This window comes from Stenotrophomonas sp. AB1(2024), from assembly GCF_037482345.1.
GTDB lineage: Bacteria > Pseudomonadota > Gammaproteobacteria > Xanthomonadales > Xanthomonadaceae > Stenotrophomonas.
The window spans coordinates 637,126-655,051 of the sequence record NZ_JBBHKO020000001.1 but is presented as its reverse complement, the minus strand read 5'-3'; the positions used below and the strand labels follow the sequence as shown (position 1 = coordinate 655,051).

General features: G+C 68.2%; 17 protein-coding genes. 5 read left to right on the top strand and 12 right to left on the bottom strand.

The window, feature by feature from the left end:
- The first annotated feature begins 5 nt into the window (after positions 1-5).
- Entirely contained in the window at positions 6-476 is a 471-nt protein-coding gene (locus tag WIX41_RS03165; protein WP_339445718.1) for a GFA family protein, read from the top strand.
- Between the two features lie 84 nt (positions 477-560).
- The gene (rlmB, locus tag WIX41_RS03160; protein WP_214901129.1) at positions 561-1,304 is read left to right on the top strand and encodes a 23S rRNA (guanosine(2251)-2'-O)-methyltransferase RlmB; all 744 of its coding nucleotides are present in this window, start codon (positions 561-563) and stop codon (positions 1,302-1,304) included.
- Positions 1,305-1,461: 157 nt separating this feature from the next.
- On the opposite strand, the gene WIX41_RS03155 is transcribed toward rlmB, so the two are convergent.
- Genes WIX41_RS03155 through WIX41_RS03145 form a run of 3 tightly spaced genes read right to left on the bottom strand, consistent with a single transcriptional unit; the run spans position 1,462 to position 6,100 of the window.
- Positions 1,462-2,904, bottom strand: a complete 1,443-nt coding sequence (locus WIX41_RS03155) for a TolC family protein (RefSeq protein ID WP_339445717.1) — start codon at positions 2,902-2,904, stop codon at positions 1,462-1,464.
- Positions 2,901-4,871 carry a MacB family efflux pump subunit gene (locus WIX41_RS03150; protein ID WP_339445716.1) on the bottom strand — a complete coding sequence of 657 codons (1,971 nt, stop codon included), beginning with the start codon at positions 4,869-4,871 and terminating at the stop codon, positions 2,901-2,903. Before WIX41_RS03150 ends, WIX41_RS03155 begins: the two co-directional genes overlap by 4 nt.
- A complete protein-coding gene (locus WIX41_RS03145) occupies positions 4,868-6,100 on the bottom strand; it encodes an efflux RND transporter periplasmic adaptor subunit (protein ID WP_339445715.1) in 1,233 nt (410 codons plus the stop codon). The genes WIX41_RS03150 and WIX41_RS03145 overlap by 4 nt, the downstream gene beginning before the upstream one ends.
- 218 nt (positions 6,101-6,318) lie before the next feature.
- Here WIX41_RS03145 and WIX41_RS03140 point away from each other — a divergent pair, with 218 nt between their 5' ends.
- From WIX41_RS03140 to WIX41_RS03130, 3 genes are all read left to right on the top strand, one after another.
- The gene (locus WIX41_RS03140) at positions 6,319-7,029 is read left to right on the top strand and encodes a response regulator (RefSeq protein WP_409187439.1); all 711 of its coding nucleotides are present in this window, start codon (positions 6,319-6,321) and stop codon (positions 7,027-7,029) included.
- Positions 7,026-8,438 carry an ATP-binding protein gene (locus WIX41_RS03135; protein WP_339445713.1) on the top strand — a complete coding sequence of 471 codons (1,413 nt, stop codon included), beginning with the start codon at positions 7,026-7,028 and terminating at the stop codon, positions 8,436-8,438. Before WIX41_RS03140 ends, WIX41_RS03135 begins: the two co-directional genes overlap by 4 nt.
- 151 nt (positions 8,439-8,589) lie before the next feature.
- A complete protein-coding gene (locus WIX41_RS03130; protein WP_409187310.1) occupies positions 8,590-11,616 on the top strand; it encodes a two-component regulator propeller domain-containing protein in 3,027 nt (1,008 codons plus the stop codon).
- On the opposite strand, the gene rnt is transcribed toward WIX41_RS03130, so the two are convergent.
- From rnt to pstB, 9 genes are all read right to left on the bottom strand, one after another.
- Positions 11,617-12,204, bottom strand: coding sequence for a ribonuclease T (rnt, locus tag WIX41_RS03125; protein ID WP_392917562.1), 588 nt, complete (start codon positions 12,202-12,204; stop codon positions 11,617-11,619).
- Positions 12,205-12,288: 84 nt separating this feature from the next.
- On the bottom strand, positions 12,289-12,948 hold the full coding sequence (locus tag WIX41_RS03120; RefSeq protein ID WP_339445710.1) for an HvfX family Cu-binding RiPP maturation protein: 660 nt from the start codon (positions 12,946-12,948) through the stop codon (positions 12,289-12,291).
- A 75-nt stretch (positions 12,949-13,023) separates the two neighbouring features.
- Positions 13,024-13,779: an HvfC family RiPP maturation protein gene (locus tag WIX41_RS03115; protein WP_339445709.1), complete on the bottom strand. Its 756-nt coding sequence runs from the start codon at positions 13,777-13,779 to the stop codon at positions 13,024-13,026.
- On the bottom strand, positions 13,776-14,660 hold the full coding sequence (locus tag WIX41_RS03110; RefSeq protein WP_409187309.1) for an HvfB family MNIO-type RiPP peptide maturase: 885 nt from the start codon (positions 14,658-14,660) through the stop codon (positions 13,776-13,778). Before WIX41_RS03110 ends, WIX41_RS03115 begins: the two co-directional genes overlap by 4 nt.
- Positions 14,647-14,997 (bottom strand): HvfA family oxazolone/thioamide-modified RiPP metallophore, encoded by a 351-nt coding sequence (locus WIX41_RS03105; RefSeq protein ID WP_339445707.1) that lies wholly within the window; start codon positions 14,995-14,997, stop codon positions 14,647-14,649. Before WIX41_RS03105 ends, WIX41_RS03110 begins: the two co-directional genes overlap by 14 nt.
- 80 nt (positions 14,998-15,077) lie before the next feature.
- The gene (locus tag WIX41_RS03100) at positions 15,078-15,587 is read right to left on the bottom strand and encodes an RNA polymerase sigma factor (protein ID WP_339445706.1); all 510 of its coding nucleotides are present in this window, start codon (positions 15,585-15,587) and stop codon (positions 15,078-15,080) included.
- 223 nt (positions 15,588-15,810) lie between these two features.
- Positions 15,811-16,152, bottom strand: a complete 342-nt coding sequence (locus tag WIX41_RS03095) for an RcnB family protein (protein WP_339445705.1) — start codon at positions 16,150-16,152, stop codon at positions 15,811-15,813.
- A 130-nt stretch (positions 16,153-16,282) separates the two neighbouring features.
- Positions 16,283-16,987 carry a phosphate signaling complex protein PhoU gene (gene phoU / locus WIX41_RS03090; RefSeq protein WP_214901149.1) on the bottom strand — a complete coding sequence of 235 codons (705 nt, stop codon included), beginning with the start codon at positions 16,985-16,987 and terminating at the stop codon, positions 16,283-16,285.
- Positions 16,988-17,087: 100 nt separating this feature from the next.
- A complete protein-coding gene (gene pstB, locus WIX41_RS03085) occupies positions 17,088-17,918 on the bottom strand; it encodes a phosphate ABC transporter ATP-binding protein PstB (protein WP_339449400.1) in 831 nt (276 codons plus the stop codon).
- Positions 17,919-17,926 lie beyond the last annotated feature (8 nt).

The window sequence follows — 17,926 nt, the reverse complement described above, 5'->3', positions numbered from 1 at the left end:
GACCCATGAACCCGGTTCCCGAATTCTCCGGCGGCTGCCAATGCGGTGCGATCCGCTTCCATGTCCGCGGCGCCCTGCCGGATCGCTCCATCTGCCATTGCCGGATGTGCCAGAAGGCCTTCGGGGCGTACTACGCCCCGCTGGTGTCGGTGCGCGGTGCCGATTTCCAGTGGACCCGGGGCGAACCGCGCCGGTTCCAGTCCTCCAACCACTTCCGCCGGGGCTTCTGCGCCGACTGTGGCACCCCGCTGACCTATGAAGGCGAGGACGGGATGGCCGTGGCGGCCGGCGCGTTCGACCAGCCTGAGCGGCTGCCGCCGTCCGTGCAGTACGGCACCGAGTCCAAGCTGCCGTTCGTGGACCAGTTGGGCGCGCTGGAGGTGATCCTGCAGGAAGACGACCCCGACGCCGAGCGTCTGCGGACCCTGGTCTCCCACCAGCACCCCGACCACGACACCCCCGGCTGGCCCCGGTGAACGGCCGGGCAGGGCCCGGTGCTACGGCAACCGAACCGGCAATGCTCTACCATTACCACCCCCTGTACCGGTCCCGCCCCCGCAATGAGCAAGCAAAGCCAGTGGATTGTCGGCGTCAACGCCGTCGCCTCCTCGATCGAGAACGATGCCGAGAACGTCCGCGAAGTGCTCATCGAGGCGAGCGCGAAGAACCCGCGGCTGACCGAAATCGAGGAAAACGCACGCCGCAAGGGCATCGACGTGCGCAAGGTCAACACCCAGGCGCTGGACGGCGTGGGCGGTTCGGTGCGCCACCAGGGCGTGGCCGCGCGCTACCAGGCCGCACGCACCTGGGGTGAGAATGAACTGGAAGGCCTGGTCGAGGCGGCCGAGGGCAAGGCCCTGTTGCTGATACTCGATGAAGTGCAGGATCCGCACAACCTGGGTGCCTGCCTGCGCAGCGCCGCTGCTGCCGGTGCCACGGCGGTGATCATTCCCAAGGACAAGTCGGCCACGGTCAATGCCACCGTGCGCAAGACCTCGGCCGGCGCTGCGGACCGCATTCCGGTGGTGGCGGTAACCAACCTGTCGCGCTGTCTGAAGGACCTGCAGAAGCAGGGTGTGTGGATCTACGGCCTGGCCGGTGAAGCCACCGATTCGCTGTACTCCATCGACCTGAAGGGCAATGTGGCGTTGGTGCTGGGCGGCGAAGCCGACGGCATGCGCCGCCTGACCCGCGAAAACTGCGATGGCCTGGTCAAGATCCCGATGCCGGGCGACATCGAGAGCCTGAACGTTTCGGTGGCGGCGGGTGTGGCGCTGTTCGAAGCCGTGCGCCAGCGCGGCTGACAGACGGTAGCGCCGGCCGTTGGCCGGCCTGCGCGGTGCCGACCAACGTTCATGAGGGCCGGCCAACGGCCGGCGCTACCCGCGCCAACGCGCCTACGGCGCGTTGGCGCTGCCCCCCAACGCGCCTACGGCGCGTTGGCGCTGCCCCCCAACGCGCCTACGGCGCGTTGGCGCTGCCCCCCAACGCCTTGAACAACGTCACGTCGTTGACCAGCTGCTTCTGCTTCACCGACGCCAGCGAGAGCTCGGCGTCGCGGCGGGTCTGCTGTGCTTCCAGCCACGTACGCAGGTCGGTGGCGCCGACCTTGTAGCGCACTTCGTACATGCGCTCGATTTCCACGGCTTCGTCATATGACGCCTGCGACGCTGCTACCTGGGTGGCGAACTGGCTGCGCGCCGACAGCGCGTTGTCCACCTCCGACAGCGCCGTGTACAGCGTGCGCCGGAACGTGTTCGCCGCGATCTGGTAATCGGTACCCGCGATCTGCGTATCCAGCTGCGCCTGGCGGATGTTGAGGAACGGCAGCGACAGCCCCGCACCCAGTGACGCCACCGGGTTCTTCAGCACATCCGACAGCGTGGTCGCGCCACTGCTGACGCCACCGGTCAGGCTCAACGCCGGGTAGTAGCTGGTCGCGGTGACCTTGATGTTCTTCAGGCTGTTGCGCAGGCGCAGTTCGGCTGCACGCAGGTCCGGGCGGCGGCCCAGCAGGTCGGCCGGCAGGCCTTCGGCAATGACCGGCGTGGCGGCGATATCCAGCACTTGCGGTTCATCGGCCTGCGGCCACGGCTGGCCATCGAGCAGCACGGCAAGCGCATTGCGGCTGGCCACGCGCTGCTGTTCCAGCACGCTCTGCGCGGCGCGCTGCGCTTCCAGCGACTGGGTGGCCTGGCGCACTTCCAGCCGCGACACCGCGCCGGCGTTGAAGCGGGCCTGCACCAGTTCCCGGGTGCGCTGCAGGCGCGCCAGGTTGGCTTCGCCGGCACTGATCGACTGGTTGAGGTAGGCCAGCGTCCAGTACTGCGTGGCTACGTCGCCGATCACCAGCAATGCGGTGTTCTGCAGGTCTTCCTCGCTGGCCTGGGCTTCCCACTGCGCGATGTCGCGCTGGGCACGCAGGCGTCCCCACAGGTCGATTTCCCACTGCAGGGAGATCCCTGCGGAACTGCTGCGGTTCCAGTCGGCGCCCTGGTCGATGGGACGATTTCCGCTGCTGCCGACACTGCCCGATGGCTGCGGCCACAGCGCGTTGTCGCTCAGCCCGGCCTGCAGGCGCGCGCGCTGTACCGCCAGCCCGGCCGAGGCCAGGTCGGTGTTGGCCTGCAGGGCGCGTGCGATAACGCGGTCCAGGCGCGGGTCGCCGAAGCCGGTCCACCAGGCGTCGTCGCGCACGTCGGTGCGCAGCGTCGATGGCGCGTTGGAGGCTTCGGTGGGGGTGTTGCGCTGCGCGTCGCCGCGACCATACACGGCCGGTACGCTGGGCGGGTCCACCTTGTACTGGCCGTCGCTGACGCAGGCCGACAGCAGCAGCACGGTGGTGCAGGCCAGCGCCAACGGGCGCACGGCAGGAACAAACGGGAACAGGGTTGGACTCTTCATTCGCGCGCCAGCGCCTCCACGGGATCGAGTTGGGCCGCATTGCGTGCCGGAAGGAAGCCGAACGCCACGCCGATCAGACTGGAGCACGCGAACGCGGCCACGATCGAGGCAGTGGAGAACAGCATCTTGAAATCAGGGGCGAAGGTATCGAACACCCAGCCCACCACCAGCGACAGGCCCACGCCGAGCAGGCCGCCGAGCAGGCACACCAGTACCGCTTCGATCAGGAACTGCTGGCGGATGTCGCTCTGCCGCGCGCCCACCGCCATGCGCACGCCGATCTCGCGGGTGCGCTCGGTGACCGACACCAGCATGATGTTCATCACCCCGATGCCGCCCACCAGCAGCGCGATGGCGGCAATGGCGCTGATCAGCAGGGTCATCGTGCGGGTGGTCTGCTCGATGGTGTCGCGAATCTCGGCGCTGTTGCTGAGGAAGAAGTCCTCGGTGCCGTGGCGCATGATCAGCAGCTTGGAAATGGCGGCCTGCGCCGCATCCATCGGGGTGGCGTCGTCCACCCGCACGGTGATACTGGACACGTAGCTCTGGCCCAGCATGCGCGACATCACGGTGGTGTAGGGCACCCAGATCGACAGGCTGGTGCTGCTGCCAAAGCCCATGCTCTGGCGCTGGGCCACGCCGATCACGCGGACCGGCACGTTGCCGAGCAGGATCACCTGGCCGACCGGGTCGGCGCCATTGGGGAAGAACTGGGTGCGGGTGTTCTCATCGATCACCGCCACCTGTGCCAGCCCCTTCACCGCATCGGCATCGAAGAAGCTGCCGGCGCTCAGGGTCACGCCCTTGACCCGGAAGAACTGCTCGCCCACGCCGCTGACCTGCGCGGTGGCCGACTGGTTGCGGTAGCGCGCGGTGGCCGAGGAGGACACGCTGGGGGTGACGCTGTCGATGTAGCTCTGCCGCGACAGCGCGTCGGCATCGCTGGCCTTGAGCGTCTGCACCCGCGCCGAGCGCATGTCGCCGAAGCCACGCCCGGGGTAGACATCGATGGTGTTGGTGCCCAGCGCGCTGATGTTCTGCAGGATCTGCTGCTGCGAACCATTGCCCATCGCCACCACCGACACCACCGAGGCGATGCCGATGATGATGCCCAGCATGGTCAGGAAGGTGCGCAGGCGGTGCGCGTTCATCGCCAACAGCGCCATCCGGAACGCTTCGGTGAAGCGGTCGCGCGCGGCGCGCCAGCTGTGGCCCTTGGTGGCGGCCACGGTCGGCGTGCGCTGTGCGCGGTAACTCGGTGCCTTGGTGTTGACGCGGTCGGCGATGATCTCGCCGTCGCGGATCTCGATGATGCGCTGTGCGTGCTCGGCCACCGACATGTCGTGGGTGACGATGATGATGGTGTGGCCTTCGGCATGCAGCTCGCCGAGGATGCCCATCACCTCTTCACCGGATTTCGTGTCCAGCGCGCCGGTAGGCTCGTCGGCCAGGATTACCTCGCCGCCGTTCATCAGCGCCCGCGCGATCGACACGCGCTGCTGCTGGCCGCCGGACAGCTGGCCCGGCTTGTGCCGCATGCGGTCGCCCAGGCCCAGCCGCTGCAGCAGCTGTCCGGCACGCGCGCTGCGCACCGGCGCCGGGCTGCCGGCATACACCGACGGCACTTCCACGTTGCCGCGCGCGTCCAGGTCGCCGAGCAGGTGGTAGCGCTGGAAGATGAAACCGAAGTGCTCACGGCGCAGTTCGGCCAGCTCGTCGGGCAGCATGCTGCCGGTCTCGCGGCCGGCCACCTGGTAGCTGCCGCGGGTGGGGCGGTCCAGGCAGCCGAGGATGTTCATCAGCGTCGACTTGCCCGAGCCGGACTGGCCGACGATGGCCACCATTTCGCCGGCGGCGATGTCCAGGTTGACGTCGCGCAGCACCGCGATGGTCTCATCGCCGGCCGGGAACTCGCGGCGCAGGTCGCGCAGCCGCAGTAGCGGCGTGCCCGTGGGCGCGGTCTTCATCGACGCGGCCCCATGCCCGGGCCGCCCATGCGCATCTGCGCACCGCCGCGGTTGCCACCGCTGCTGGCGGCGGGGGTGGCGCTGCCTTCGCCGACCACCACCTTTTCGCCTTCCTTCAGCCCGGACAGTACTTCGGCGCTGGAGCCGGTGTTGATCCCGATCTTGACCCTGCGCGGCTGCGGCATGCCACCGGCATCGGCCACGCGCACGATGTACTGGCCGTCGCGTGCCTTCGGACCCAGCGCCACCGACGGAATGATCAGCACGCCCTTGGCCTGCTTGAGCATGACCGACACCTGCGCGGTCATGTCGATGCGCAGCGTGCCATCCGGGTTTTCCACGTCGAACAGCGCGTTGTAGTACACCGCCGAACTGGAGCTGGACGAGCTGGAGCTGCTGGAACTGTCGCTGGCGATCGACGACGGTGCCGGGTTGATCTGGCGCAGCGTGGCGTGGTACTTGCGGTCCGGGTCGCCCAACGTGGTGAAGTACACCGGCATGCCGGCCTTGACCTTGACCACGTCCGCTTCGGACACTTCGGCATTCACCGTGACCAGGTCCAGTCGCGCCAGCATCACGATGGTCGGTGCGGTCTGGTTGGCATTGACGGTGCGGCCTTCCTCGGCCACCACGGCGACCACGGTGCCGTCCATCGGCGCGGTGATGCGGGTGTAGGCCAGGTTGGCATTGGCCGTGCCCAGCTCGGTCTGGCGGCCCTGGATCTGCGCGTCGTAGGCCTTGACCTGCGCACGGGCGGTCTTGAGCGCGGCCTCGGCGGTGTCGAACTCGGCGCGCGAGGTCGCCTCGGCGGCCAGCATTTCCTGCTGGCGCGCGAATTCCAGTTCGGCCTGGCGCAGGGTGGCCTGCTGCACCGCGCGCTGGGCGGTAACCTGGTCCAGCGACGCCTGCGCGTTGAGCACGGCATTACGCTGGGTGGTGGCATCGATCTCGGCGATCAGGTCGCCCTGCTTGACGGTGTCGCCCAGCTGCACTTTCAGCGACTTGATCTGGCCCGAGGCCTGCGCGCCGACGCTGACCAGCTTGTAGGCATCGATCACGCCGGTGGCTTCCACGGTCTGTTCCAGGTCGCCGCGCATCACCGGGCTGGTGGCCAGGGTAGGGGCGCTTGGCTTGCGCAGGGTCCATGCGACAATGCCGCCGACCAGTACGGCCAGGGCGATCAACAGCAGCACGCGGCCGCGACGGGTGGTAGGCAGGCGGGACTTCACGATGATCGTCAACTCGACAGGCCGGGGTCCGGCGTTGTCAGCATTGTGAAGAGCGCCTCTGGAGGGCTCAACGCACGGCATGTAACACGACGTAACCACGCCCCGGTCCGACGTGTCCTTCTGTATCGTGTGCATGCCTTGAAACATGCGTACGCAAACCAGAGGATGCGGTTCAGCTCCCGACAGGGGATCATCGCCGCATGGAGAACACCACTACGATGCAACGCCTGCTGATCGTCGATGACGACAACGATATCCGCCAGCTGCTGGCCGAACAGCTCGGCCGCGCCGGCTACCAGGTCAGCACCGCCAGCGATGGCCAGGGCATGCGCCAGGTGCTGGAGCGCGAGCACGTGGACCTGATCGTGCTCGACCTCAACCTGCCGCGCGAAGATGGCTTGACGTTGTGTCGCGACCTGCGCGCGCGCTCCAGCACGCCGGTGATCATGCTCACCGCCCGCAGCGAACCGATCGACCGCGTGCTGGGCCTGGAAATGGGCGCCGATGATTACCTGGGCAAGCCGTTCGAACCGCGCGAGCTGCTCGCGCGCATCCGCAACGTGCTGCGCCGGACCGAAGCACTGCCGGCCAACCTGGAACCGCTGGCAATCCGCCGCGCACGCTTCTCGCAGTGGGTCTTCGACCTGGAACATCGCCACCTGGTCGACCCGGACGGGCGCGTGGTGGTGCTGTCCGGTGCCGAGTTCCGGCTGCTGCGCGTGTTCGTCGGGCATGCCAACAAGGTGCTCTCGCGCGAGCAGCTGGTATCGCTGAGCAGCGGCCGCAGCTACGAATCCCAGGATCGTGCGATCGACCTGCAGGTCAGCCGGCTGCGCAACAAGCTGGCCGATGACGGCGGCAGCGACGGCCTGATCAAGACCGTGCGCAATGAAGGCTATGTGCTGGCCACGGCGGTCACGCTGGAATGATGCGCCTGCGCCGCTTCTTCGCCTCGATGGTCGGGCGGTTGTTCGTGATCCTGCTGCTGGGCATGAGCGTGGCCGCCATTGGCGCCACCATGCTGGCCAGTGCCAAACGCCAGCAGGAGTTCGAGCGGCAGAACCTCAACCGCATCGCCGATCGCCTGCAGGGCTTCATCAACATGCTCGACGGCGACCCCGAGCTGCGCGATCGGCTGCTGACCGTCGGTGGGCCGGCGGTGCGCAGCCTGCCCGAAGGGGCGCGGTTGGGCCGCGAGGACTCGGCCATGATGGACGTGCTTGATGACCGCCCGGGGCCGGTCGCGCACGCCACCGTGCATTTCACTTCGTTCCGCTCGTGCCTGCCCAAGGCCCAGGAACTGCTGCCGCCGCCCCCTCCGCCGCAACAGCGGCGCCGGCCCCCGCACGAACGCGATCCGGCGTTCATTCCGCCCAAGTGCCGCGCTGTGCAGGTGCCGCTCAGCGATGGCACGGTGCTGTCGCTGGCACTGGAATCGCCGGCCATTGCCCACAACGGCATCCTGGCGGTCGACCCGCTGTTCCTGACCCTGTTGGTGCTGGCCATCGGCGTGCTGGCCTACGTGGTGGCGCGCATGGCCAGCGCGCCGCTGCAGCGGTTGGCGTCGGCGGCGGCCGAACTGGGCGATGACCTGCAGCGGGCCCCGCTGCCGGTGACCGGACCGCTGGAAGTACGCCGCGCCGCCGAGGCTTTCAACGCCATGCAGAAGCGCCTGCAGCGCACCCTGGGCGAACGCACGCAGATGTTGGCGGCGATCACCCATGACCTGCAGACCCCGGTGACCCGACTGCGCCTGCGCCTGGAGAACGTAAGCGACGAAGCCCTGCGCGAGCGCCTGATCGGCGACCTGGGCGCGATGCAGGCGCTGATCCGCGAGGGCCTGGAACTCGCACGCAGCGCCGAGAGCGCCGAGCCGCGCGCTGCGCTGGACCTGGATTCGCTGCTGGAAAGCATCGTTGAAGATGCGGTGGAGGCCGGCGCCGATGCCAGCTTCGACCAGGCCAGTGGCGCGGTGCTGATGCTGCGCCCGCTGGCGATGCACCGGCTGTTCTCGAACCTGGTAGACAACGCGCTCGGCTACGGCGGCACTGCCCAGGTCCGGGTCGAGCAGGGTACCGATGGGGTGGTGGTGCGGGTGCGCGACAGCGGCCCGGGCCTGGCCGAAGACGAGCTGGAGACGGTGTTCGACCCCTTCGTGCGCCTGGAAACCTCACGCTCGCGCGCCACCGGTGGCGCGGGGCTGGGACTGACCATCGCCCGCGCGCTTGCCGAGAAGGACGGGGCTACCCTGCACCTGCGCAACCATCCGCAGGGCGGGCTGGAAGCCATCGTGCACTGGCCGGCGCCGCCGCGCCCACCGGCCCCCCGCGCCGGCTGAGCGTGCAGGAGGAAAACGGGCGCGGTTTTGCCTACTATGGGCAACCCCACGCCCGTATTCGCCGCATGAGTGCGTCCGATCTGGCTGGCTTCCACCCCGGCGCAGCGTTGTCCGCGCCGTGCCATTCCAGCTCCCCGGAGGATCCTTACGGATGAGGCAAGGAGGCGCCGGGAACCGGTGGCGGCCGGTACAAGCAGCAGTGACTCTGCAGCGCCTGTATCTGGCGCTGGTGTTGCTGTGCCTGCTGTTCGGGTGGCCGCACGCAGTGGCCGCGCAGGAGGGTCCGCCGCCGCTGCGCGACTACGCCATCGATGTCTGGACCTCGCGCAACGGCCTGCCGCACAACTCGCTGCGCGACATCGCGCAGACCCCGGAAGGCCACCTGTGGTTCGCCACCTGGGAAGGCCTGGTGCGCTACAACGGCCTGGATTTCACCGTGTTCGACCGCAGCACCCGGCTCGGTCTGCGCGACAACGGTGTCGGCGCGCTGTTCGTCGACCGCGATGGCGGCCTGTGGATCAGCGATTCGCGCGGCAACGTGACCCGGCGCAGCGCCGATGGCCGCTGGCAGGTGTTCGCGCACCAGCCGCCGGCGCCGCAGGTACTGATCCAGGCCATGCAGTTGGACAGCCACGGCCGGCTCTGGCTGTTGTACGAAGGCAACGGCATCGGCAGCGTGACCCGCGAGGGTCATTTCGAGTATGAAAAGCCACCGGCCGACGTGCCGATGGCGATGAGCTTCACCAAGCTGGTGGTGGACGCACAGGACCGGGTCTGGGTCGGTACGCTGGATGGCCTGGTGGTGCGCGGCAGCGATGGCGTGCTGCGCCGCGCGCTGGAGAGCTACGGGCTCGGCCACGGGCTGGTGTGGCCGTACCGCGCGCCCGACGGCGTGCTGTGGATTGTGGCCGGCGAGCGCATCTACCGCATGCAGGATGGCGTGCCGCAGTTGCAGCACCGCCTGGCACCGGGCATGCACATCACCTCGATGCTGCAGGACCGCCACGGCGACCTGTGGCTGGGTACCGAGAACCAGGGCCTGCTGCGGCTGTCGCGGCACGGGCCGGAGCGCCTGCCGGCCGGGCTGTCGTTGCCCGGTGGGCGGGTGGTCAGCCTGCGCGAGGACGCTGAAGGCAGCATCTGGGTGGGTGCCAACGGCGGCCTGTACCGCCTGCGCGAAACGCTGTTCAGCAGTTTCACCGAGCGTGACGGGCTCAGCGGCGATTACGTGCGCACCGTGCTGGAAGACCGTGACCGTCAGCTGTGGGTTGGCAGTGCCAGCGGCCTGGACCGGCGCGATGCACAGGGCGTGTTCCACCCGGTGCCGCTGCGCAACAGTGGCGGCAAGACGCCATCGGTGTTGAGCCTGGCCCAGGATCATGCCGGCGGGTTGTGGGTGGGCACGTTTGGTGACGGCATCCTGCGCCTGGACGGGCAGGGCGGCATGCTGCGCAGCTACGGCGTTGAAGATGGCCTGCCAGGCGGCAACATCCGCGCGATGAGCGTCGACCGCGATGGCACGGTGTGGGCCGGTACCCAGAAGGGGGTGGCCCGGTTGGATGCCGATGGCGTGACGGTGCCGGCCGTGCCGGGCATGCCGACCGGCCTGGTCACTGCCCTGGCGCACGACGTCGAAGGTGACCTGTGGATAGGCACCATCGAAGGCATCCGCGTGCTGCGCGGCGACCACGTGCAGAGCATCGATCTCGCGCCGCTCGGCGGCGGGCGCAGCGTGTTCGGCTTCCAGCAGATCGGCGATGCGATGTGGATCAGCAGCGACCGCGGCCTGTACCGCTACCAGGACGGGATGCTGTCACGGGTCGGCCTGGAACAGGGCATGCCGGTCGATACCGTGTTCCAGCTGGTCCCCGACCGCATCGGCAACGTCTGGATCAGCAGCAACCGCGGCGTGCTGCGCACTGACATGACGATGCTCAACGACGTGGCCGACGGGCGTGCGCGGCGCGTCGAAGTCGAGCACTACAACGAAATCGACGGCATGGCCAATTCACAGGCCAACGGCAGCTCTGGTCCTTCCGCGATCCTGCGCCAGGACGGCACGTTCTGGGTGGTCACCGCCGGCGGCCTGAGCACGGTCGATCCGCTGCGCCTGCAGCGCTTCCGTGAGCGCCTGGCACCGCCGGCGGCGATCGAAACGGTGCTGGTCGATGGCGTGCCGCTGCACTGGCAGGGCGCCAACCCCCACACGCTGCCGGGCGGGCGCCGGCTCAGCATCAGCTACGTGGGCCTGAGTTACCTGATGTCCGAGCGCATCCGCTACCGCACCCGGCTGGAAGGGCTGGACAGGGCCTGGATCGAGCGCGGCCAGCAGCGCAGCGTGGAGTTCATCGGCTTGCCGCCGGGCGACTACACCCTGCACGTATCCGCCGCCCATCCGGGCGGCACCTGGGGCGACAGCGAGGCGGTGTGGTCGTTCACCGTCGAGCCGTTGCTGTGGCAGCGGCGCAGCGTGCAGTTCATCTGTGGTCTGCTGCTGCTGGCCGGGCTGGTGGCGTTGTACCGCTACCTGATCAAACGCTACAAGGCCAGCAACCTGCGCCTGGCGCGCAAGGTCGACGAAGCCACCCGCGACCTCAAGGCGCAGACCGCCAGCCTGCAGGCCTTGAACGAAGAGAAAACCCAGCTGGCCGAACGCCTGGCGGTGCAGGCCGAGCAGTTCGAACGGCAGGCCCGCGAAGATGCGCTGACCGGGCTGCCCAACCGCCGCGCGTTCGACGAAGCGCTGGCGCGCGATTTTGCCCGTTCGCAGCGCAGCGGCCACCCGCTGTGCCTGGTGGTGCTGGATATCGACCATTTCAAGGAAGTCAACGACAAGCACAGCCACAGCGTGGGCGATGTCGTGCTGACCGAAGTGGCGCGGCTGATCGCCTCGGCCTGCCGCGATTCGGACATGCCTGCGCGCACCGGCGGCGAAGAATTCACCCTGCTGCTCAACGATACCGGCCTGGCCGAAGCGGCGCAGGTCTGCGCGCGCCTGCGCGGGTTGTTCCATGACCATCCGGACTGGGCCGGCGTGCCGGGCCTGCAGGTCACCTTCAGCGCTGGCCTGGTCGAACTGGACGCGGCCGACCGAACCCCGATGCTGCTCTACCAGCGCGCCGACCGCGCGCTGTACCGCGCCAAGAGCGAAGGCCGCGACCGCACCGCGATCGGTTGATCAGGGCCGCGGCCACGCATTGGCAATCCTGCAGAACAGCTTCGCGGTCTGTTCGGTGTCATACACCGCGCTGTGCGCTTCCTCGGCATCCCACCCCAGCCCGGCGGCCGTGGCCGCACGCGCCAGCACGGTCTGCCCGTAGGCGATACCGGCCATGGTCACCGTGTCGAACACGCTGAAGGGGTGGAACGGGTTGCGTTTGTGCCCGACCCGGTTCACCGCGGCATTGATGAAGCCCAGGTCGAAGTGCGCGTTGTGGCCCACCAGGATCGCGCGCTGGCAGCCGTATTTCTTCACCGCCGCACGCACCGGCGCGAAGATGTGGTCCAGCGCATCCTTTTCCGCCTTGGCCAGGCGGAACGGGTGGTCCAGGATGATGCCGGTGATCTCCAGCGACTTCGGGTCGATCTCCAGCCCTTCGGCCGGCACGACGTGGGCGCTGGCGGTCTGCCCCGGATAGAGCAGGCCGTTGTCGTCCATTTCGATCGGCACTGCGGCGATTTCCAGCAGCGCGTGGCGCTGGCTGTCGAAACCGCCGGTTTCCACATCCACCACCACCGGCAGGAAGCCCCGGAAGCGGGTCGCCATCATGCGCTGGGCGGCAGAGGGCACGTCTTCGGCGGCCACCGGCGCGCCGGTGGCCTGGGGAAGGTCTTGAGTCATGCCCGAAGTTTAGCAGAGCGACCTGACCGTCCCGTGGCGCCGCCGCCAGACCGCCACGCCCAGCAAGGCGGCACCCAGCAGCGCCAACACCAGCGCCGGTCCCGGCAGCAGCCAGCCCAGCGGCCAGGCGGCTGCCAGAGCAAACAGACCCCAAGCCGGCGCATCGGCATGCCCGCGCGGTGCCCGGGCCAGCCAGCCATCCACGCTCAGCCGCCCGGCGCCCTGCAGCAGCAACGGCAGCAACATGGCGATGAACAGCACAGGCAGCTTGAAGTTGCCCTGGCCCTGGTCGCTGATCACATAGCCCTGGGCCAGCGCCGCGAGCGAATCCCACTGCGCTGGCCAATGTACTGCGGCGGTCGCCACCACGGTCAGCCCGATCAGCAGCGCGGCGGTGGCCCGGGTGGCGAGGCCGAGCAGCAGGCAGATTCCGCCGACCAGCTCGATCCACGTTGCAGCCTGCCAGTTGAATTCGGCCGGCAGCCAGCGCAGCGGTACCGGGAAATGCGCCTGCAGGCTGTCAAACCAGTTCATCCCCCGCCACTTTTCCAGACCGGATTCGAGGTACTCCCAGGCCATCAGGATGCGCAGCCTGAGCGGTGCGAGCCAGGCGCCCAGGCCATCGAGGCGGTGGCGGACGGTGGAACCAAGGAAGCGGGGGAGATGCATCGGGACGGCCTGGAAGTGGAAGTCCCTTGAAGAGGGCCGGCGCGCCCTGCAGGATGCGCGCGCCGGTCGCGCGGTTCAGCCACCGGTCGGGAGCATCGCCGGCCCGATCACGGACGTGGCCACCCACTGGGCCAGCAGGGCGCGTCCTGGCTGTTCCACGGCGGCCGGGTCCAGCCCATGGGCGCTGGCCAGCTGCTCAAGGTGTGCGGCGCCGCTGCGTAGCCCGGGAGCGTCCATCTGCACCAGCAGATGCCAGGCCAACGGGCTGAGCTGCGAGAACACGATGTGGCCTTCGGCTTCCCGACGCGCGAGCAGGAAGGTCGGTTCGGGCGGTGCGGAAACGGGTTGGAATGCGGCACCGATCTGCTGTACCGGCCACTGGTAGGCCAGCGGCCAGGCCAGTGCCGAACGCTGCAGGGGCGCGTGCCAAAGGTCCACGTCTCCGGCACAGGCCGCAGGCGGCTGCGCATCGTGCGACTGCAACGCCAGTTCCACCCATTCGTAGTGCGCCAGCTCAGCCAGGAATGGACGCGGCAGCGCATCCTGCGGCTGCAGCCAGTCCACGAACTCGGCCGCGACCTCGGTGAACAACGGCGAGGCGCAGCGGTGTTCGATGAAATAACGCCGGCACAGCGCATCCCATTCCGCGTCGTCCAGCACCTGCAGCAGCACCGGGAAGCTGCTGCCCAGCAGCGCCTGCAGGTTGTTGAACAGCAGGTCGCGGTAGACCTGCAGTCGCTGCGGCGGCAGATTCTCCGGCGCGGGCGCATGCTGCGGATCACGCAGGTGGCGGGTCAGGGCGAACTGCTGCTCGCGCAGCACCCCGCTCATGCGCCCGCTCCGCGGGCGTGGTCGTGGCTGCGCAGGATACGCCGCATCTGCTGCAGCTCCGCCTGCAGTTCGGCATACGGGGGCAGGTTGAAATCGCGTTCGAGCAGCGCCGGGCGCGGGCCGGACGTGGCGCACGCGTGTTCCAGCAGCGCCCACACCGGTTCGACCACCGGGCTGCCATGCGTGTCGATCTTGAGGTCATCGGCTTCATCGTAGTGCCCGGCGACATGCAGGCAGACGATGCGCTCGGCCGGCAGCCCGTCGATGAAGGCGACCGGATCGTAGCGGTGGTTGATGGCATTGACATGGACGTTGTTGACGTCCAGCAGCAGGTCGCAGTCGGCTTCCTGCAGCACGGCCGTGGTGAACGCCAGCTCGCTCATCGCCGCATGCGGGGTGAGGTAGGTGGACACGTTCTCCACCGCGATGCGCCGGCCCAGCCGGTCCTGCACCTGTGCGATGCGAGCGGCGGTGTGGCGGATTGCTTCGTCGGTGAACGGCAACGGCAGCAGGTCGTAGAGGTGGCCGTCGTCGCTGCAGTAGCTCAGGTGTTCGCTGTACAGCCGGACATGGTGGGTGTCCAGGAAGCGCCCGACCCGGTCGATGAAGGCCAGGTCCAACGGTGCACTGCCACCCAGCGACAGTGACAGCCCATGGCAGGTCAAGGGATAGCGCGCGCTGAGCCCGCGCAGGCGCTCGCCCAGCGCGCCGCCCAGCCCGATCCAGTTCTCGGGCGCACATTCGAGGAAATCGATGTCGCCCGGCGGTGCCTGTTCAATATCGTCGAGCAGCGCGCGGCGCAGGCCCAGCCCCACCGCCGCTGCAGGCAGCGACGGCAGGACGGCAGGGCTCACGCTGGCACGCGGGTCAGTGCCCGGCACCGCACTTGCCTTCACCGCACTTGCCCTCGGCGGTCTTCTTTGCGGCAGGCGCGGGCTTGGCCTTGGTCTTGTCGGCGCCGCATTTGCCTTCGCCACACTTGCCTTCGGCGGCCTTCTTGTCGGCGGCGTGCGGCTTGGCCTTGTCGGCGCCGCATTTTCCTTCACCGCATTTGCCCTCGGCGGCCTTGGCATCGGCCTTGGGGGTGGCCTGGGCGGCCAGCGCATAGCCCTGGGCCAGGTCGGTCATCGACAGTGCCGAGGCGGTACCGGCCAGGCCGAGGCCACCGGCGAGCGCGGCGCAGGCCAGCAGGGAGGCGTGTTTGGTGGACAGTGTCATGCGGAAAGCTCCTTGTAATGCCCTTGCAGGGGCAGGGTGTTGCCAGGGAAGCATGCCGGATTGCCGGCACGCGGGGAACATCAGGCCAGGTATTCGCGCGCCATGACGCGGGCGCGGTGCAGCCGGGCCTTGATGGTTTCGGGGGTGGTGGCGAGCTGTTCGGCCAGTTCGGCGATCGACAGCCCTTCCAGGTCGCGCAGCAGGATCACTTCGCGGTAGTGCGCCGGCAGCGACTCCAGCGCGGCGGCGCAGTCGCGGCGCAGGTCCAGGTCATCGCGCTGGGCGGGGGGCAGGATGTCCTCGCGCAGTTCTTCGTGCCGCCACTGGCAGCGCGCACGCTTGAGCCGGTTGCACTCGCGTTTGACGATGCGGAATGCCCATGAGGTAAAGCACTCCACCAGGCGCAGGTCGCACAGCCGCCGCGATACCGTGATCAGGCTTTCCTGCACCGCATCCTCAACGTCGTTGATGACGCAGTGGTACTCGGCATAGCGTCGCAGGTGCTGGCGCGAGTGGCACAGGACGCGGTCCAGTGCGGCGCGGTCGCCGCGGTGGGCGGCGGCAAGTTCGTGCGGGCAAAGGCGGTACATGCGGTGGGCCGATCCTGTTCAACGTGGCACAGGATAAGAGCGCGGCCGGAGCGCGAAGGATGCGCGGGGCGACGGTTTGAGACAGGAGCGATTCAGTGCCAACAGTTCGTCCACGACACGATGGGACGTTCACGACAATCGGTGACGGCGCGAAGACTGCCCCGAAACGCAGACGCGCCGGGAGGTCCCGGCGCGTCGCAGGGTAATGCCTGTCGCGAATGGATCAACGAGCGTTGAGCACCACGTCCGCGATCAGGCCGGTGGCCACCGCGATGAGCACATAGCGGTCGTCGACCTTGCGCCACTGCTGGCCACGCTTGGGCGCATGCAGGCCGTGGCGCTTGTAGTCGCTCACGTAGGCGCCACGGTGGTCCTTGGCCAGGTGGCCACCACGACGCGGCGGATCGTGGCGCTCGTGCCCGCGCGACGGGCCATGGTTGCGGTCATCGCGCTGGTCATGGCGGTCGCGGTTGTCGCGGTCGTCATGCTGGGGCGGGGCGGCGAAGGCTGAACCGGTCGCGGCGAGCAGGGTCAGGGACAGCGTGGCGGCGAGGAGACGTTTCATGGTGTTGGCCCTCTGGAGCGGTGGGGTGGAACGCAGGTCCAGAGTGGGATTTTTTGGCTGAATAGGCAATTAAAAAAGGCCGATACGCAGTATCGGCCTGTAACGGCGTGTAACACGCGCTGGCGCGTGCCTACAGTTGTTCGGTGCTGGTCTCGTCGCGCTTCTCGCGCGGCGGCAGCGCCTGCTCACCGTGCACCAGGAACCACACGTTCTCGGCGATGTTGGTGGCGTGGTCGCCGACCCGTTCCAGGTTCTTGGCCATGAACAGCAGGTGGGTGCACGGGGTGATGTTGCGCGGGTCTTCCATCATGTAGGTGAGCAGCTCGCGGAACAGCGCGGTGTACTGCGCGTCCAGGCGGGCATCGTCCTCGCGCAGCGCCAGTGCGGCGGCGGCGTCGTTGTCGCGGTAGGCTTCGATCGCACGGCGCACCTGCTGCGCGGCCAACCGGCCCAGCGAGCGCAGGCCCTGGATCTGCGGCAGCGGCGGCACTTTGCTCAGCGCGATCGAGCGTTTGGCCACGTTGGCCGCATAGTCGCCGATGCGTTCGATGTCGGCCGGAATACGCAGGCCGGCCAGGATCTCGCGCAGGTCGCGCGCCATCGGGCCGCGCAGCGCCAGGCGCATGACGTCATGGCTGATCTGCTGTTCCAGGCTGTCGATGGCTTCATCGTTGGCGATGATGCGCTGGGCGGCGCTGTCGTCGCGGCGCTCGATCACGTCCAGCGCCGCCTCCAGCTGGGCCACGGACATTTCGCCCATGCGCACGATTTCGGCCACCAGCCGCTGCTGTTCTTCGTCGTAGCTCTTGACGATGTGGTCGTTCGGAATGTTCATGTTGATTCCCGTAAAACCGGACACTGCCCGGCTGGATGGTCTGCGGTAGAGCCAGGCCCTGCCTGGCTGGAACGTCTGGCGAAGACGAAGAGAGAACGACTTACCCAAACCGCCCGGTAATGTAATCCTCGGTCTGCTGCCTGTTCGGCTGCGAGAAGATCACCTCGGTACGGTCGTGCTCGATCAGGTCGCCCAGGTACATGAAGGCGGTGTAGTCGGACACGCGCGCGGCCTGCTGCATGTTGTGGGTCACGATCACGATGGTGTAGTCGTGCTTGAGCTCCTCCACCAGCTGTTCGATGCGGCTGGTGGAGATCGGGTCCAGCGCCGAGGTCGGCTCATCCAGCAGCAGCACGTCCGGGCGCAGCGCCACGGCGCGGGCGATGCACAGGCGCTGCTGCTGGCCGCCAGACAGGCCAAGCGCGCTCTGGCCCAGCTTGTCCTTGACTTCGTCCCACAGCGCGGCCTGGCGCAGCGCGTGTTCCACGCGGACATTCATCTCGGCCTTGGACAGCTTTTCGTGGTGGCGGATGCCGTAGGCCACGTTCTCGAAGATGGTCATCGGGAACGGCACCGGCTTCTGGAACACCATGCCGACCTTGCTGCGCAGGCGGTTCAACGGATACTTGGGCGACAGGATGTTTTCACCGTCCAGCAGCACCTCGCCGCGCGCTTCCAGGCCCGGGTACAGCGCATAGATGCGGTTGAAGGTGCGCAACAGGGTGGACTTGCCGCAGCCGGAGGGGCCGATCAGCGCGGTGACGCGCTTTTCCGGAATCTCCAGCTCGATGCCTTTCAACGCGTGGAACTTGTTGTAGTAGAAGTCGACTCCACGCGCAGCCAGCTTGATCGGCGCCGGGTTGCCCAGGGATTCATGCGAGGCCGGCACCGCGATGCGCTGCATCGGCACGGCATTGGTGAGGTCATTCATGGCGGTGT

What these genes read in the sequence shown, in the direction of transcription:
- phoU (WP_214901149.1), bottom strand. Translation starts at nt 16,987, where the DNA reads ATGAACATTCCGAACGACCACATCGTCAAGAGCTACGACGAAGAACAG.
- WIX41_RS03095 (WP_339445705.1), bottom strand. Translation starts at nt 16,152, where the DNA reads ATGAAACGTCTCCTCGCCGCCACGCTGTCCCTGACCCTGCTCGCCGCG.
- WIX41_RS03105 (WP_339445707.1), bottom strand. Translation starts at nt 14,997, where the DNA reads ATGACACTGTCCACCAAACACGCCTCCCTGCTGGCCTGCGCCGCGCTC.
- WIX41_RS03165 (WP_339445718.1), top strand. Translation starts at nt 6, where the DNA reads ATGAACCCGGTTCCCGAATTCTCCGGCGGCTGCCAATGCGGTGCGATC.
- WIX41_RS03155 (WP_339445717.1), bottom strand. Translation starts at nt 2,904, where the DNA reads ATGAAGAGTCCAACCCTGTTCCCGTTTGTTCCTGCCGTGCGCCCGTTG.
- WIX41_RS03115 (WP_339445709.1), bottom strand. Translation starts at nt 13,779, where the DNA reads ATGAGCGGGGTGCTGCGCGAGCAGCAGTTCGCCCTGACCCGCCACCTG.
- rnt (WP_392917562.1), bottom strand. Translation starts at nt 12,204, where the DNA reads ATGGCGACCCGCTTCCGGGGCTTCCTGCCGGTGGTGGTGGATGTGGAA.
- rlmB (WP_214901129.1), top strand. Translation starts at nt 561, where the DNA reads ATGAGCAAGCAAAGCCAGTGGATTGTCGGCGTCAACGCCGTCGCCTCC.
- WIX41_RS03140 (WP_409187439.1), top strand. Translation starts at nt 6,319, where the DNA reads ATGCAACGCCTGCTGATCGTCGATGACGACAACGATATCCGCCAGCTG.
- WIX41_RS03150 (WP_339445716.1), bottom strand. Translation starts at nt 4,871, where the DNA reads ATGAAGACCGCGCCCACGGGCACGCCGCTACTGCGGCTGCGCGACCTG.
- WIX41_RS03100 (WP_339445706.1), bottom strand. Translation starts at nt 15,587, where the DNA reads ATGTACCGCCTTTGCCCGCACGAACTTGCCGCCGCCCACCGCGGCGAC.
- WIX41_RS03130 (WP_409187310.1), top strand. Translation starts at nt 8,590, where the DNA reads ATGAGGCAAGGAGGCGCCGGGAACCGGTGGCGGCCGGTACAAGCAGCA.
- WIX41_RS03135 (WP_339445713.1), top strand. Translation starts at nt 7,026, where the DNA reads ATGATGCGCCTGCGCCGCTTCTTCGCCTCGATGGTCGGGCGGTTGTTC.
- pstB (WP_339449400.1), bottom strand. Translation starts at nt 17,918, where the DNA reads ATGAATGACCTCACCAATGCCGTGCCGATGCAGCGCATCGCGGTGCCG.
- WIX41_RS03120 (WP_339445710.1), bottom strand. Translation starts at nt 12,948, where the DNA reads ATGCATCTCCCCCGCTTCCTTGGTTCCACCGTCCGCCACCGCCTCGAT.